This window comes from Planktothrix paucivesiculata PCC 9631, from assembly GCF_900009265.2.
Lineage (GTDB): Bacteria > Cyanobacteriota > Cyanobacteriia > Cyanobacteriales > Microcoleaceae > Planktothrix > Planktothrix paucivesiculata.
Genome location: NZ_LR735018.1, coordinates 197,234 through 214,206 on the forward strand (window position 1 = coordinate 197,234; position 16,973 = coordinate 214,206).

The window sequence follows — 16,973 nt, forward strand, 5'->3', positions numbered from 1 at the left end:
TACGATGGTTGTTCCCCATTGCCCAATTCCACCCGGAATCGAGTTGGGGATATCATCTAAGGATTAAAAAATTGAGGTGTAATCAAAGATTCTATTGTTCAGAAGATTCACTCTCAGGTAGACTGAATTTCGTTGTGATTAATCAATAAAATGCAAACCCACCCAGACCATCCTGAACCTTCAACGGCGATAGAGACTAACGGCCTATTTTCCCTTTCTATCTGGAAAGTTATGGGAATTGGCACAATTATTTTATTTTTATATAGCAGTTTACGTCACTTTTTATTTCAGTCTACTGCCTATGATCTAGGAATTTATGATCAAATAATATACTTAATTAGTATAGGAAGTCAACCTATTTCTTCTTTTTTAGGGTTTCATTTTTTTGGCGATCATGGCGCGATCGCAATTTATCCTTTAGCGTTATTATACAAAATTTATCCCAGTGTTTATTGGTTATTTTTAGTTCAAGCCATTTGTTTGGGAGTTGGGACAGGATTAACCTGGAAATTAGCTCAATTAGCTGGATTAAATCAACGATTAAGTTTAGCAGTTGCGATCGCCTATTTGCTCTATCCTGAAATTTTTAATATTAATTTATTTGATTTTCACCCGGATGTTTTAGCTGTGCCCGCAATTTTTGGAGCAATTTTAGCTGCAAAACAGAAAAAAATCATCTGGTTTATTCTAGCTGTGATTTGGATATTAGCCTGTAAAGCTGTTTTTGCCTTAACGGTAATTGCTATAGGATTTTGGTTGATCTTTTTTGAACAACGGCGTTTCTATGGGATGATTGCCATGGCTTTAGGCATCGCTTGGTTTTTAATTGTTACTCAGATTATGATTCCTTTTTATAGTGGTCAAGAAGCCGCTGGGGTGTCTCGATATGCCTATTTAGGAAGTTCGGTTTTAGAGGTAATTTTTAATACTTTTACTAAACCGCAGTTAATTTTAGGAAGATTATTTTCTCTGGATACCTTTATTTATTTATTAGAATTTAGTGTAGCCGTGATTTGGTGGTTAAATCCTAAAAAGTTTATTTTATTAGTTCCCGCTACTCCAACTTTATTACTCAATATTTTATCCGTTGACCCCATGCAACGGAGTTTAATCTATCAATATTCTCTCCCCGCTTTACCGTTTTTATTATTAGTCATGATTCAAACTTTAGCGGAAGAAAAACCAGGACTCGCCAATGGGTTATGGAGTTTATGGAATCAATTTCAGACCCCCCCTAACCCGGGGGCTTCTTCTCATCTATTCACAATTCCCCATCAAAAACTACCGAAATGGATTATTCTTTGGTCAGCTTTAGTGTTTTTATTATGGGCAGATCATACCCAGGTTTTAGGTTATTTTACTCGGATTAGTAATTGGCCAGCAGTCGGAAATGCTGTCAGCCAAGTTGAAACATCAGGAGGAGTATTAACTGATAACCGACTCGCCCCCCATTTAACCCATCGTCAAACTATTAAATTGCTCAATCAAGTGTCACCAGATTTTGATTTAAAAGAATTTGATTATGTGATTTTAAATTTGCGCCATCCTTGGCCAGATACCAAAGATTTAGGCGAAAAATATGCCACTCAATTAAAAGCAAAACCTAACTTTAAATTAACCTATGAACAGGATGATGTGTTAGTGTTTAAACGGAATTAACAGGGAATTTCAATGATAAATTCTGTCCCCTGGTCTTTTTTGCTAGTAAATTCTAGTTTTCCACCGTGGGCTTTAACAATGACTTGATAACAAATAGCCAGCCCCATGCCTGTCCCTTGACCGACGGGTTTTGTCGTAAAAAATGGATCGAAAACTCGGGATTGAATTTCATCGGGAATTCCTAATCCATTGTCCTGAATTTTAATTCGGATGCAATCTGGACTGTGATCTTCTGTAGTTAGGGTCACTTGTCCACCTTCGGCAGAATATTTAACCGCATCAATCGCATTATTTAAAATTTGGAAAAACACTTGATTAATTTGGCTGGGAAAACAATTAACTTTAGGAATTTGTTGATAATTTTTATTGATTTTAATTTGATCCATTCGATGGTCTAATAATCTTAAACTACTTTCTAAACCTTCGGTTAAATCAACGGATTTCCACTCAGATTCGTTTAAATGGGAGAAATCTTTTAAGCTGTCCACAATCGAACGAATTCGCACACTTCCCTGTTCCATGGAATCAATTAACTGGGGAAAGTCCTCTTGAATAAAATCGAGTTCTATTTCCTCACCGATTTGATTTAAAAAATCTCCGACTTCTGGACTAAACTCTCGACATTTATTCACAATTTCGAGCAAGTTTTGAACGTAGTTTCTGGCGTGGGAAATGTTAGCATAGATAAAGTTATTGGGGTTATTAATTTCATGGGCAATTCCAGCCACCATTTGACCCAAACTTGATAGTTTTTCACTTTGAATTAATTGAATTTGGGTGGTTTTTAATTCTTCTAAGGTGGTTTGTAACTGTTGGGTTTGGAGTTGATATTGGCAAGCGGTTTCTTGAACTTGGGTATAAAGTTGGGCTTGTTTGATGGCGATCGCCAATTGATCAGCCAGTTGTTTTAAGCCATCAATTTCCCAATTTTTCCAAGTCCGAGGATTACTACATTCATGGGCAATGAGTAATCCCCAAAGTTGACCCTCCATCTCCGGTTGTTGATCTTCTAATTCGGCACCCATGAGAATTGGGACAACTAAATTAGCTCGGACTTGTAACATATCTAAAAAATTCAGATGACAGGGATCTAAATCGGATTTATGGATATCATTGACGGCCCGGACTCGTCCATTTTTGTAGAGTTGTCCATGTTGTTCAGGAAAGCAATTATCGGTAATTTTATCCCCAAAAATTGAAGGCCAAGGGACGCGATAATTCTCAACTTTAATTTCTCCTTCCCAGCCCTTAATAAATTGATAAATGACTACTCGATCTGTATTGAGAACTTGCCGCACTCCTTGGACGGCGGTATTTAAAATCGCATTCAGATCTAAACTACTTCTAATTTGGTTAATCACTAATCTTAATAATGCTTCTTGTTCCCCTTTAGCACGGGTTTCTTGATAGAGTTGGGCGTGATGAATGGCGACCGCTAAGGGGGAAGCAATACCGTCTAAAAGTTGAATTTCCCAATCTTCCCATTCCCGTTCCTGGTTGCATTGATGCAGCCCAATAATCCCTTTGACTTCCCCTTGATAGCGCAGCGCCACCGCTAACATGGATTGGATTTCTAATTGATCAATTAAGGCTTTAGTCGTCTCATCAAAACCAGGAATTTCTTTAAATTTTGTTATGGCTAAAGGTTGAGATTGAGACAATAAAGCTTGTAAATGGGGGTTGTCATCGACATTGAGCTTAATCCCCAATTGACTTAAATATTCACCTTGATTATATTCGTTTTTAGTCGTAAATTCATTATCAGAATGGGATTCTTTAACTAAAATACTAACTCGATTACAGTTAATAATTCGCCCTAAATGTTGACAAGCAGAACCCAAAACTTGATCTAAATCTAAGGTACTAATAATCTCTTTGTTAATCTGGTTAACCAGATTATAAAACTGCATCTGATGTTCCTCTGTATTTCCTGGAGATGTGAGAACTGATGATAATTTTTCAGAATGACTAAAAATAGAATTTTCAGGCAATGAACAGGATGGAGAATGTAAATCAAGCATAGACATCATAATGTCCCCAATAATAATTGAATAAAATCCGATAACTTTCTAGTCAGTGCGGCACTTTAAAAATTAGATGTTTCCTAGCTTGAGATGAAAAAAATCCGGGGTTAAGGGGGGTGAGATCAGGATCTTTGTGACAATGGAGTTTGCAGATGCACGGTCAACCCTTAAACGTTCTGTAAAGATATTTTACAATATTGTTACATGAATTGAAGGTATTCCTAAAGATAGATGTGTAAATACCCTGAATTTCACTCATTCGCGAGTCGTCCCTGGTTAGGGTTGATGCTGGGAAATTCTCGACGCCATTGGGCCAAGTTATTAGGTCAAACCCTATTAGAGACTTGGGACGAGGACAATGCCGAGCCGCCCCAGGCTCCCCAACAGGATTTGCCCTTAATTGTGGCTTCGGTAGTCGGTGAACCCAGGCAATACGGGGCCGGATTCTCCCAGGTACAGGTTTTGACCTTAGCCGATATTCCCCTCAAAGGAATTTATTCCACCCTGGGGATTGATCGGGCCCTAGGGGTCTTAGGAGGGGGAACCCACTATGGATGGCCCATTTTAGTGATTGATGCGGGAACGGCCCTCACCTTCACCGCCGCCGATGCCCATCAACAGTTAGTCGGAGGTGCTATCCTGCCCGGTTTAGGGCTACAACGGTCTTCCCTGACGCTGAAAACCGCCGCATTGCCCAGGATTGAGTTCCCTCCCCATCTACCGCCACGCTGGGCCACCGACACCCCAGAGGCAATTCAGAGTGGAATTATTTATACCCTGGTGGCGGGAATGCGGGATTTTATCGAAGCCTGGCAAAAACAATATCCCCAGGGGGCGATGGTGATTACCGGAGGCGATCGCAATTTGTTACTTTCCTACTTTACCAAGCAGTTTCCGGATAAGAGTATCCATCCTGTGGCCGATCGTGATCTAATATTTCGGGGGATGGCGGCTCTGAAAAATGAACCTGATGGGTGATAAATTCCCGAATATATTGGGCGATAACTTCTGGCATTTGTAGAGGTAAATTCGGTTTTCCGCCCTCAATTTTATGATATTGAGCTATCGGTGCGATCTCCGAAAATATTTGACTCTGCTTTAAGGCAGTGGCCGTATCTTCATCTCCTTGTAAAACCAACGTGGGTAATTTCAACGACTCCAGAGGTTTATTCAATATTTCCTCTTGAATTTCTGCCCAGCGACGACGGTATAATAGTTGACTGGCAACGGGCCATTCTAATAGGATTTGGCGATCGCTAAACCAAGCCCTAATTTTTTTTCCCTGTCCGAACAGAAACGCTAAGGGATAAATCAGTTTTAAAAACCCCGCCAAGGGGGAAAAGTTAGAGGCTAATTGCCGCTTCCATCCCCATTCCTTTTTATAATTGGGAAAAGTTATTCCCTCGGGGGCAATTACCACTAAACCTTTAACCACTTCGGGATATTTCAAGGCGTAACTGGTTGCTATCCAAGCTCCCAACCCATTACCGACTAAACATAATTCTTTAATTTTGAGGGTTTGAATATATTCGGCTAAACACTCAACTTCTAAATTAATTGAAGGGTGAATTTTTGTAAATGATCGGGACTCTCCAGATCCCAAGGTATCCGGTGCAAAACAATGGTGATCCAGACTTAAATGCTGCATCAATGGAACCCACTGACTGCTATCAGTCCAAGACCCATGCAGAAAAATAATTGCCGGGCCGTCACCGACCTCCCGCCAGAAAATCTGCCCCTGGGACACTTGAATCCGAAAATGATGAAATAATTGATACATCCTAAATTTTTAATATTGTGGACAAAACCCTAAGCTAAGGTCGTTAAACCCTCTAAATAGTCCTGAAGATGTCGTTCACAGTCATGGCTAAAATCGGAGGGGAGGGATGTAACCCGAAAGGCTTTCACCTCCGTAATTTCCTGGATGTCCTGCACTTGAAAGTTACCTTGAACATCTGCTTCGACGACCACACAAATAGAATGAACTCGCGGATCTCGATCAGGGGCAGAATAGACCCCCACCAAACGGCGAATTTTAACCAATTCTAACCCAGTTTCCTCCGCTAGTTCTCGTTTAATTGTGGTGGGGATATCTTCACCCCAGTCTACCATTCCCCCAGGTAAAGCCCATTTACCATTATCTCGACGGCGCACCAGCACAATTTTGCCATCGGGTAAAATCGGAATAATACTGGTTCCGGGGATAGGATGACGAAAAATAATCCCTAATACGGTTTGTCCAAACTTCCAAACATATTTGGCAAAGGATACCACCAAAGTGTTTTTTCTCCTCTAATTAAAAAAATAGACAGGTTTTGAGTTATTTCTACTCATTAGCCTATCTTGATGATCAGTAAAGAATCAGGAAAATCCTAGGTTTTCCCCAGGGTTTGTAGAATTTCTAGGCTATGGGTTTCCGGTTTAACTTTACGATAAATTGTTTCTATCCGACCCTCGCTATCAATCACAAAAGTATGGCGAAACACCCCGATAAATTCTTTCCCCATAAATTTTTTCAGTCCGTAACTCCCATATTGGGTTGCGACTTTTCCCCCTTCATCAACTAATAGGGGAAAGGGTAACTGATATTTATTAATAAATTTGCGATGGGCCGCCGAATTATCCGTACTAATTCCCAGGACAATAGTATTTTTTTCTTGGTATTCTCCGTAATTATCCCGAAACCCACAGGCTTCTTTTGTACATCCCGGGGTATTATCCCGGGGGTAAAAATATAAAACTACCCTTTTCCCGCGAAAATCACTCAGACGGATAGGGTTTTCATCGCTATCAGGTAGAACAAAGTCCGGTGCTAAATCACCGGGGTTCAGGGTGATATCCATGTTTAAATGATTTTAATATGGGGTGATCGGGGTACAAAAACCTTTAAATAATGATAAAGCCCTAAAGGGCTTACTACGAGAGTGAAGCTCTTTAAGGCTTTGAAGTGGGCGGGAAGAGACTTGAACTCTTATGACCGAAGCCGCCGCATTTTGAGTGCGGTGCGTCTACCAATTCCGCCACCCGCCCTTTTGGTTGGCTTCACCATCATACACCATAAACTTTCGTTTTAGCAAGTCCTGATAATTTGAACTACTCGACCAACGATCAATTTCTCTGGCCCGTAGCACCGGGAGAGGGTGGCTTAATTGGGCTGTTTGGGCTTGTTTAAGCAGTTCTCCGAGTTCGGTACTACTAATTTGATCATAGGTTCTAGCTTGGGCGACAAAGGCATCTAAGTTGAGTTGGGGGGCTAAACTGGGAGAGCCTCCCGACAATTTCATTAATACCGACATCACTATTCTGGGATCTTGGGTGGCGAGTAAGGCCGCGCGATCGCAAGTAAATTCGGCACAGCGTACCCATTCCATTAACTGAGTTTGTAAACCCTGGGCCAACATTGTTCCCCAGGGGGATAATTGATTAGCCGCTAATACCACTAAATTCGCCAAAGTTAAATAAACCCCATGTTCACACTTTAAATGTCCCAACTCATGGGCAATCACCGCTTGAATTTCATCTGGAGTTAATAATTCAATTAAGGAGGTATGAATCACAATAAAAGGCTGTTTTCCCCGCATGGCAAAGGTATAGGCATTGGGAACAGGATTTTGGCGAATATACAGTTGCGGAGGCTCTAAATCTAAGATTTTGCAAGCGTCTAATAATAATTGATGCAAATGAGGTAACTGTTTTTCACTCACCAAAATACTAGAGGCGATATTTTCTAAATAAAAAAACTGTTCTCCCACACCTCCTAACAATTGTCGCACTAACAAATCTAAACCCGGAAATTGTTTTAAGGTATTCGTGGCTTGTAAATCCAACGGATGGCGGAAATGATCAGCCCGTAGCCCAATTAAAGGAATAGTTGAGAATGTCATAAGGATTAAGGGGTAATAAATAGGTAATGGGTAATGGGTAATGGGTAATGGGTAATGGGTAATGGGTAAGTACCGAAACAAAAATCATGAAGGTAAAAACATGATAACATTAAATATTTGCTACAGATTTAATCAGGATTTGGTGGTTAATAACTATTGCCAATTCGTAATTCGTAATTCGTAATTCGTAATTCGTAATTCGTAATTCCCAATTCGTAATTCCCAATTCCCTGCTAACGTCTTTTCCACCACACAAACACCGCCATTCCAAACCCGAATAAGGGTAAAACCAATAACGCCAACCAACTCAAAGTTTGTCCTAAAGTTGGGGTCATAGCAATTCGGCGACTGGTGGCTAATTTCGGACGAATAGATAAAGTTTCTTGGTCGGACTGACTCAACCAACTCACGGAATTAAGAAACACATCGGCATTCAGTTGCTGACCAAACCATCCATTGGTGGCAAATTGGGAATTTCCAAACACGACTAACCGGCTTTCGGGTTTCTCTGGAGATGGCTGGGAGGATGGTTGAGTTTCCGACTTTTCAGCCTGTTTCTGGGGACGACTCAAGGCAACACCTAGGGAGAGGGGGCCAGGTCGGTCTACTTCCGGGTTGAGCTTGAGTTCAGGACTTTTGAGATCACTTTCCGCCCAGGTTTGATCATTTGTCCAGATTAAGGGACTCTCCGTAATCCCATCAATAGTGCGGGTTTCCACCGGACTGGCGTAGGGATAAATCGAAATTCCATTACCAAAATCTTGAGTAATCGGATGTTTACCATATTCTCGCACAATTGGAACTGTCGGCCCCAACCCCACTAAACGGCCACCCCCCGACCCATCAATAGCCAGGCGCGGATCAACCTTAACTCCCCATTTTTCTAGGAGTCCATCTAAACCATGATTCGTTTGCGGGTCTAATAATAATAAAACACTACCTCCTTGCTCTAAATAGGTTTCTAGGGCTTTAACTTCTCCTTCAAATAATTTACGTTGAGGACTCGCCAAAATAATCACATCCGCATCCGAGGGAACAGCCGTTTGTTCGGCTAAATTTAACGGTTCGGCGATAAAATTCTTTTCAGTTAAACTTTTTATAGCCTCGGATAATCCTCCCTGTCCTTCGGTTAAGGGTCGTTCTCCATGACCTTGGATCAAGTAAACTTTGGAAGTACGGTTACTGAATAATTGTTCAATATTATTGGTCAGTTTTAATTCAGTTAAAGGTTCTAAGGCTTCTTTTCTAACCCGTTGTCGTTTTTCTCCTGACTCTAAATAGATTTCGCCAAACTCTTTCACCCCAAATTGTTGCGCTAGTCCGGGTTGAGCTTGGGGGTCGATAAATTCATACTGAAAATTTTTACCGCCCAGGCGTTGATAGTTGGTTAATAGTTCTTGAATTTGGGGATTTTTTCCTCGATCAAAAACCCAAACTTTTACAGGTTGTTCAACGGTTTTAACTAGATTTTGGGTTTGGGGAGACAGGGTAAATTGTTGATTTTCGGTTAAATCAAGGCGGAAGTTATTTCTAATGGCGACAAAATTAATTAATCCTAAAATTAGGAATACAGAAACCGTCGAAGCTAAAGCATTAGTTCCAGCTTGGGTAGATCGGCGACTCCAATAAGGAGTTTGAGACTGATCCTGGGGTTTAAAATAGGCTTGGAATAAAAACCATAATCCTAAAATGACAACTCCGGTAATGATTAAGATTAAAGGAATCGGTTCCCAATTACCAATCACGACCCCCGCAGATAATCCCATGACGATCAAACTAGGGCCAAGCCAGAATAGAAATTGTATAAATTGACGATTGATTTTAAATTGGGTTTTGATCATATTATTAAGAACGTTGAAAACGTAAAGCATCAATGGACTGTGCTGTTAGAAATACTCCTAAAATAATATAACTGGCTAACAGGACTATACTACTACTATCCACAATTCCTCGGATAAAGTTAGTGTAACTAGAAATTAGAGATAATTGTTTTAACCCCTCTCCTAATACTCCCCCCAGACTTCCACCAATTAAGTCAATTACCCAGAGAAATAAAACCAGCGCAAAGGTAAATACCGCCGCCAAAATTGTACTATCGGTCAGGGAAGAAATAAACATCCCCAGGGATAAAATTCCCGCCGCTAATAAAATTAACCCCAAATGAGCCAATAAAAATAACCCGGGAGAAACCGGTGGTTGAGATGCGTTGAAGGCTAAGGCTTGCAATCCCATTAAGGGTAAAATCATCGTTATATAAAACGTCAGCACCCCTAACAATTTTCCCGTAGCGATCGCCCAATTTGTGATCGGAGAAGTGGCTAATAATTCCAAAGTTCCCAGTTTCCGTTCTTCTGCATATAAACCCATGGACAACATCGGTAACACAAATAACGATAAGGTTCCAATCAAACGCAAATACACTTGTAAAAATTCATAGGGTAAATCAATCGGTGGCTCAGTAATTCCCATGTAATCTCGCTGTGCAACCTGTTGAATTAACCCCTCTGGCCCTAATAAAATTTCTATAAAAAAGTATCCGGTAATTAGCCAAAAAACTCCAGCAATGGCATAGGCTAAGGGAGAGGCAAAATATCCCTGTAATTCCTTGCGATAAATTGCCATAATATTGTTCAAAATTATTAACATAATTATTCTTCCTCCCGATCTAATGTGGAATTTTGAGGTTGAGAATCAGGATTTTCTATATTTTTAGATTCCTCATTCCCCAATTGCGAACTAATATTTTCCTCCGTTTCTATATCCTCTAGGGTCTGGGAATCTTTTGTTGTGACCACCTCTATTTTTTCGGGCTGAGTTTGGGTAGTTAACTCTAAAAATACATCTTCCAAACTCGCACGAGTCCGCCGCAGTTCATAGACTTTCAAATCCGATGCCAATAACATCGCTAAAATTTCCGGTGCTGGTTCTTGATCTAGTTCACAACCCAACCGCCATATCCCTCGGTTTAAATCCCCTAAATTACCCACTTTTTCAATAACTTTTACCCCCGATATCTGTTTCAACTCGGCTAATTTTTCCGCCTCTATTTCTCCGTCGAGTTCTACTTCATATCCCGAACCTCCCGTCAACTGTTCCATCAGGGTTTCCGGTGTCCCCGTTGCCACAATTTCACCTCGATTAATAATCGCCACTTGGCTACAGGTCATACTCACTTCCGGTAAAATATGAGTTGACAAAATAATCGTATGATTCCCGGCTAAACTCTTAATTAAATTTCGGACTTCAATAATTTGTCGCGGGTCTAACCCAACCGTGGGTTCATCTAATACAATTACAGGCGGATCATGGACAATAGCTTGGGCAATTCCGACCCGTTGACGGTAGCCTTTGGATAATTTTTTAATTAGGGATTTTCGCCTTTCCCATAATCCGCATTTTCTCATCGCCGTTTCTACATTGGTTTTGCGATCGCCCGCCGAAACTTGTTTAATCTGGGCGACAAAATACAAATAACTTTCCACGGTCATATCGGGATATAACGGCGGATTTTCCGGCAAATAACCAATCCGTTGTCGCACATCCATGGATTTTTCATGCACATCAAACCCGGCAATTCTCGCAGTTCCACTGGTTGCCGGAAGATAGGCCGATAAAATTCGCAGGGTGGTGGTTTTTCCCGCCCCATTCGGCCCTAAAAATCCTAAGATTGCCCCAGGTTCCACCGCAAAGGAAACATCCCGCAGCGCTACAGTAGAACCGTAGGTTTTACACAACTTTTCAACTTCAATCATGCTGACCGCTAGAGCAACGTCTCTTACTTTAGCTTGAAACGGACATTCAATTATCTACTATTATTTTTAACTCTATTATCTCCCATCCCCAAGGCAAAACAAATAAGTAAAAATAATAAATCTGTACAGATGATTTTAAAATTTCAAACACTCAGAATTGTAAACAACTGTAAACTGCCAAATTATTGAGAATAATTCTCATATTTCTGACGATAAATCAGGGGGTTGACAGGTTGAGCCCGAAGATGTAAAATTTTTGTCAAGATACCATAGTGGTGTTTTTGTGTAAAAAATATAAAATAGTAGCTACAAGTCCCAACTTATTGTTGATTTAGGCAATTTTATGCTGAGTTTAGGCAGCATTTCTGCAAAAAAATTCCGGGCTTGATCCCCCTCGTGAAATATTTTTGATTGTTACGAAGTGTAAATATTTGTAATTTTTATTGACAAAATTAAAAAATTGTGTATCTTGATATCAAGGATTAAGTATTCTTTTTCCTGCGTGCTAGAATAGCAAAATAATTAAAAGTCATAAACCCAATTAATGGAGCATCTGGATCTCAGAATTCTCCCAAATTTTTGAAACCCTCGGTGAAGTCAAAATCAAATTACACCCCGAATAAAAATGCGATTAATTATTACTCACACAACCCTGTTAAAATTGCATCCTGTTGATTCCTCAACCTTAACAGAGGCTCAAAAAATCAATTTTCCGCTCGGGAGTCGCTTAATCCTAAGCAGCTACGAGGATCATAACCCCGATCATTACAAACTTACATTAGTTGCATCTTTAGGAAGTGGCAAAGATAAAAGTATGGTTTGGTATGTCTACAAACCCCATGCTTTTATTCTACCTTCTGACCGAGAGTTTGCCACCGTGAACTTATCCACGGACACCCATCTTAATGTACGTTCATCTCCTAATGTTGTTTCTGATAATATAATTTATAAAATCCCTAATCATGTCGATGTAGAATTAATTGAATGTTGCTTTAATCAGCAATTATGGTGGTTAGGAAAACCTTTAGGTGATGATAAAAAAGCCTATGGTTGGATATCAGGAAAATATTTAAACCTTTATACTCCAGAAGGGTGTTCGCTGTAGTGGTTTTCCTAATTAATCCAATTTTTAATCTAGGGTTAAAAAGCGGTCAGTTTTTAAATTAGGCGATCGCTTTTTAAACCTTGATCAAATATTGAGTTATCCCGCCCGAAACCAACCATTGAGAGTGAAGCGTCCATCCTCAAACCGTTGGGACGGACAACTGACAGGCATCACCTCATGTTTGCAACGACTATCAAAAAAAACAATACTATTATTATGGGGTTCAATATCCATAAATTCCCGTTCATTTAAGGCATAACCATTTTGCCATTCCGTGGCATACAATCTTAAATTTCCCCCGGAAAAGTTTTTAGGTTCTCTATAAAAATAATAGACATAAGTAATAATACGAGTATTAGTTTCGGGACTCCCTGAATCATTATGAATTTTATAAAAACACCCGTCATTATGGGCGGTTAATTGCATTTCCACCTGAGAAACGGTAAAGGGTGAAAGGTTTAACTGAGTCAGCACAGAAGGAATTGTAGCAATGAGTTTTTTACGCAGTAATTCATAGAAATCGGGAAACAAAGTCGCATAGAGAATAGAGGATTTTCGATAATTACTGGCTTGAGTAGTTGTTTTAGACCCCACAAATTTATCCGGTTGTTTGAAAGCAATTTTTAAGGCTTCTTTGTGTTCTTGAGGTTTTAAAAAATTTTCAATCTGCACATAATTAGCAGGTAAAATTTCCAGATTGTTCTCCGCTAGAATTGGAGCGGAAGGGGGGAGAAGTTCAACGGGGGTTGTAGCGGGTTGGGAAATAGGAGAAGCGTTAAAATTTGTGGATGAAGTGAGTAGGGATGGAGATTGTAGAAGTTCCAGGGGACTAACGGAAGAACATCCCGACAGTTCTAATATTTTTAAGGCAATATTCGCTCGTTCAGTCGAAGAAACTGCTGGATCTTGAAGTAGGGTTTCTAGGGTGGTAATTGATTGATTAATTAAATGTTTGAGTCTTTCTATCGGAATTAGATCAGCAGTTGTAGGACGGATAGTATTCATACGGAGTTCGAGCAAAAACCATTAGAAAGCTATTTTCTCTATAGTGGCATAAATTTTAGGATTGGGGTAGAGAAATGCAACAGAGCCACCGAGAGCCACAAGAGAGACGCGCCATGGCACGTCTCTACAATCGGTTAGATTTCGTCCCAACCACTGACACCAGAAGACATCACATAACTGGTGACGCTGGCTTCAAAGAAATTGGCTTTAGTATGGGCTTCTTTTTTAGTATCCGAGAAGCGTTCTAAATGGGTATAGGGACTTTTACTGTACTTTTTATCGGTATAAAGAGGCTCTAAACCGATAGACCGTAACCGAATATTGGCTAGATATTTGGTGTATTGTTCGGTACTATATTCCGTGATTCCCAAGATATTATTTCCGACAATATGATTCGTCCATTTACATTCATGTTCAACGGCGGTATTGTTAGAGTCGATTAAGAAGTTACCCTCCTAACCTCTCCTTCAGAACCGTGCATGAGACTTTCACCTCACACGGCTCCTTGATAATTCCATCCTTGTTATGGATACGATTTAAAACGGTTTATTGTCGTAATTCTTGATTAAAGAACCATCATTAGCCGTTTTTGTGTCGTGACAATGTTTATGCAAAAGTTGCAGGTTATCATAGGTGTCTTTACCACCTAATGATTTGGGTTTTATATGGTCAACTTCTACACTGTCTGTACTTGTAAAATACAAATCACAGTTAAGACAAATACCCTTTTGTTTCTTGATTAATTTTGAAACCCTGTTTGGGGTTTCTGGATATTCGCCCCGTCGTTTACTCCAATAAATCCAGTTTCCATCAAACGGACTAGCTTTACCCTTAACCTTTGTATGCCTGGCGATTGGTGTACTGCTATGGGTGGTTAATTTTAATCCGTCTTCTGTACTGAAACACCAATTTTTGTTTCCTACTGTTCTCCAGTATTTGTCTTTATTGATGTTCCCTTTTCCCCTTGTTTTTGCCCAGGCTCTTAACTTGTCATAAGTTAGTGCATCCACCTTATTAAAGGTTTCTTTACTGACCACCGTTGAGTAATAATTTGACCACCCTCTAATAATTGGATTCAGCTTACTAATTAAAGCAGCTTGTGGGGCGTTCTTATGAGTTTTTATTACTTCAGCTATTTTGACAAGATGAGTCTTAATTTTGGCTTTTGAGGGTGTGATTAGTGTTGTAAAACCTAGTGGTATTCCATTGCTACTGATTGCACTTCGGTAGTTTCCTACTTTATGTTGTTGTATATGGAACCCCAAGAACTCAAACCCAACACTTCCCTCAATTTCGTTAAGAGTGTGGGTTAGCCTTGTTTTACTGGGTTTTAATTCCAGTCCCATGTCACCTAACCAATCATCAATTATTTCTTGACATTTTTTGACAACACTTAAATCCTCATGGATTATTACAAAGTCATCAGCGTAACGGATTAGACTAAGGGATTTACGATTGGTTCGTTTACCTCCTTTTAGAGTCTCTGCATATCGCTTAACTCTTTCTTCCATACCATGTAGGGCAATATTCGCAAGTAAGGGTGAAATAATCCCTCCTTGTGGTGTACCATCATTGGTAGGAAAAAGTTCTTTTCCGTCCATGTACCCTGCTTTTAGCCATGATTTTACTAATCGGCTTAAAGTAGGGTATGTGTGTATTTTGTCAATTAGTGATTTATGGTTTATGCGGTCAAAGCATTTGGCAATATCAGCATCTAGCACATATTTGGCTTTTTGTTTAATACTGATAAATATTGCATCAATCGCATCATGACAGGAACGTCCTGGTCTGAAGCCATAACTATTTGGCTCGAATTTAGCCTCCCATTCTGGTTCTAACGCTAGTTTGACTAACGCTTGCAATGCACGGTCGTTGATTGTGGGTAATCCTAATGGACGGGTTTCTGTTGAACCAGGTTTAGGTATTTCAACTCTGCGAGTTGGTTTAGCTTTATTAGTTAACTTTAGTCGTCCTACAAGGTTTATACGTTGCTTTGGGGTTAGAGATTTAACTCCATCCACTCCCGCCGTATTTTTACCTTGGTTATCTTGTGTTACCCGACGTACAGCGATACATTTTGCTGACCAAGACCTAATCAGGGTCTTTTGAAGTTTGCGAACTGCTTTCACATCGCCTCGTCCACTCGCTTGAAATATTCTCTTTTGCAACTTAAAAGTTACCTTTTCTAGCTTGCGCCAGTTAAGGTCTTTCCACTCCACCGTCTGTTTTTTATTCAGCGTTTTAGATATATTCATTGCTACTTGTTCTATTTCTTTGGAATTACCGAGTATCTGTCAGCATATCCCTTGCATTACCAAGGGCATTCGCTTTTGATACCATCCCTTCCCTAACTATCATTCGTTAGCTACTTACTGGTTATCGACCTTTTACCAGAGATGATTAGGGGTTACTTCGTTCCGATTACACATTTGTTTGAAGTCTTTAGCGTGATGCTATCCACCGGGTTTATTGGGCGGTGCTTATAAGTCGGATGTTCAACCGCTTATGCCCTATCCTTGCCTTTTGGCTTGGTGTTATCAGGTTTATTCCTGATTTAGCCATTACACCATTCTTACGTTTCGATGGTTCAGACACATCTTTGCTTACGCTACGCATGGACTTCTTGCTCGGTAGTTACTGGATTTGGCTTCTAGTAGTTCTACCTTTTAACCCCGCTTTAATCTGTTGGTTGCTACCCAAACAAACTAGGGGTTATGCTTTCACCTGGGCACTTGAGGGATGGGACTTACAGCCACAGCTGTTCACCCATAAATGTAATCAGTTGTCACTAACTGCCTTAGCAGCTAGGCTAACCTTCCCGTAAGCCTTTCGACTTACTTTGGGTTAAACGAATCGCACGAACATTTCATAAATCTGATCAACGGAGTGAGTAAACACTTCCATGGCTTCAGGAATTAATTTCTGGAATAACCGAACATGAGAAAGTTCATCCTTAATATTCAACAAGGGTCGTTAGTCCTTGCCCGTTCTGGAGAAGAACTGCTGAAAGTCACCTTTCAGAATAGACTATATCATCTTCCTAATAGGAAGCCCCCCGTTTCGTAGCACTTGCTACTACGCTTTTACCGCTAGTCGTTGCACCTTTAGAATCAATAACTTCCCAAGCATCAATCCATGTTTTTATAAATATATAATGACAGGGGAAAGTTAATTTTTCTACTTGGCTCAGGATTGTCTCAATTGAGAGTTTCCCTGAATTAGAGGGGTTTTCGATTCACGTTACCGTGAAAAGCCGCTATGAATTTAACGGTTAATCATTTTGAAAATATCAGCAGATCCCGGCATTAACATCCGTGAAGCTAAATTGTAGAAGTAGATAACGCTACTACCCATCCTTTCAGTAGGGGCTAGAACATACCATTATCTTTGTCTCAATTCAAAATAGGTAAAACAATTGAGTTAAAGATACTCACCCTCTGTTCGTTGAACCTTCTCCTTTTATGCGGAGCTTGGCTGCTGATTACCCATTGTAAAGATTAGATCCCTTGCGGCTTCCAATCAATCCTTTAACTTTTTTCTGCTC

The 16,973-nt window shown here is 40.1% G+C and carries 14 protein-coding genes and 1 tRNA gene; 3 read left to right on the forward strand and 12 right to left on the reverse strand.

What is annotated here, in order from left to right; all coding sequences use genetic code 11:
• The first annotated feature begins 150 nt into the window (after positions 1–150).
• Complete coding sequence (locus PL9631_RS15070) at positions 151–1,659, forward strand: DUF2079 domain-containing protein (protein ID WP_083621550.1); 1,509 nt, start codon at positions 151–153, stop codon at positions 1,657–1,659.
• Here PL9631_RS15070 and PL9631_RS15075 read toward each other — a convergent pair.
• On the reverse strand, positions 1,656–3,689 hold the full coding sequence (locus PL9631_RS15075; protein ID WP_231516742.1) for a GAF domain-containing sensor histidine kinase: 2,034 nt from the start codon (positions 3,687–3,689) through the stop codon (positions 1,656–1,658). The two genes, PL9631_RS15070 and PL9631_RS15075, sit on opposite strands and share 4 nt — an antisense overlap.
• A 279-nt stretch (positions 3,690–3,968) precedes the next feature.
• Between PL9631_RS15075 and PL9631_RS15080 the strand changes: the two genes are divergently transcribed.
• On the forward strand, positions 3,969–4,661 hold the full coding sequence (locus PL9631_RS15080) for a pantothenate kinase (RefSeq protein WP_231516743.1): 693 nt from the start codon (positions 3,969–3,971) through the stop codon (positions 4,659–4,661).
• Here PL9631_RS15080 and PL9631_RS15085 read toward each other — a convergent pair.
• The 8 genes from PL9631_RS15085 to PL9631_RS15120 form a co-directional block, all read right to left on the reverse strand.
• Positions 4,564–5,463 carry an alpha/beta fold hydrolase gene (locus tag PL9631_RS15085; RefSeq protein ID WP_083621555.1) on the reverse strand — a complete coding sequence of 300 codons (900 nt, stop codon included), beginning with the start codon at positions 5,461–5,463 and terminating at the stop codon, positions 4,564–4,566. The genes PL9631_RS15080 and PL9631_RS15085 overlap by 98 nt on opposite strands.
• Positions 5,464–5,492: 29 nt before the next feature.
• Entirely contained in the window at positions 5,493–5,957 is a 465-nt protein-coding gene (locus PL9631_RS15090; protein ID WP_197046399.1) for an NUDIX hydrolase, read from the reverse strand.
• Positions 5,958–6,055: 98 nt separating this feature from the next.
• Complete coding sequence (gene bcp, locus PL9631_RS15095; RefSeq protein ID WP_083622109.1) at positions 6,056–6,520, reverse strand: thioredoxin-dependent thiol peroxidase; 465 nt, start codon at positions 6,518–6,520, stop codon at positions 6,056–6,058.
• A gap of 111 nt (positions 6,521–6,631) precedes the next feature.
• Positions 6,632–6,713, reverse strand: a tRNA-Leu gene (locus PL9631_RS15100).
• Complete coding sequence (locus PL9631_RS15105; protein ID WP_083621558.1) at positions 6,692–7,567, reverse strand: M48 family metallopeptidase; 876 nt, start codon at positions 7,565–7,567, stop codon at positions 6,692–6,694. Before PL9631_RS15105 ends, PL9631_RS15100 begins: the two co-directional genes overlap by 22 nt.
• 233 nt (positions 7,568–7,800) lie before the next feature.
• Positions 7,801–9,408 (reverse strand): GldG family protein, encoded by a 1,608-nt coding sequence (locus PL9631_RS15110; RefSeq protein ID WP_083622111.1) that lies wholly within the window; start codon positions 9,406–9,408, stop codon positions 7,801–7,803.
• Positions 9,409–9,412: 4 nt separating this feature from the next.
• Positions 9,413–10,213 (reverse strand): ABC transporter permease, encoded by an 801-nt coding sequence (locus tag PL9631_RS15115; RefSeq protein ID WP_083621560.1) that lies wholly within the window; start codon positions 10,211–10,213, stop codon positions 9,413–9,415.
• 2 nt (positions 10,214–10,215) lie between these two features.
• Positions 10,216–11,319 carry an ABC transporter ATP-binding protein gene (locus tag PL9631_RS15120; RefSeq protein ID WP_083621562.1) on the reverse strand — a complete coding sequence of 368 codons (1,104 nt, stop codon included), beginning with the start codon at positions 11,317–11,319 and terminating at the stop codon, positions 10,216–10,218.
• Between the two features lie 625 nt (positions 11,320–11,944).
• On the opposite strand from PL9631_RS15120, the gene PL9631_RS15125 reads away from it, so the two are divergent.
• On the forward strand, positions 11,945–12,424 hold the full coding sequence (locus PL9631_RS15125) for an SH3 domain-containing protein (protein WP_083621563.1): 480 nt from the start codon (positions 11,945–11,947) through the stop codon (positions 12,422–12,424).
• A gap of 96 nt (positions 12,425–12,520) precedes the next feature.
• On the opposite strand, the gene PL9631_RS15130 is transcribed toward PL9631_RS15125, so the two are convergent.
• The 3 genes from PL9631_RS15130 to ltrA all read right to left on the reverse strand — a co-directional run bounded on the left by PL9631_RS15130 (position 12,521) and on the right by ltrA (position 15,684).
• A complete protein-coding gene (locus PL9631_RS15130; protein WP_083621565.1) occupies positions 12,521–13,429 on the reverse strand; it encodes a 2OG-Fe(II) oxygenase in 909 nt (302 codons plus the stop codon).
• Between the two features lie 134 nt (positions 13,430–13,563).
• Entirely contained in the window at positions 13,564–13,869 is a 306-nt protein-coding gene (locus PL9631_RS15135; protein WP_083621566.1) for a ribonucleotide-diphosphate reductase subunit beta, read from the reverse strand.
• Positions 13,870–13,965: 96 nt separating this feature from the next.
• Positions 13,966–15,684 carry a group II intron reverse transcriptase/maturase gene (gene ltrA / locus PL9631_RS15140; protein WP_083621568.1) on the reverse strand — a complete coding sequence of 573 codons (1,719 nt, stop codon included), beginning with the start codon at positions 15,682–15,684 and terminating at the stop codon, positions 13,966–13,968.
• Positions 15,685–16,973: the final 1,289 nt, after the last annotated feature.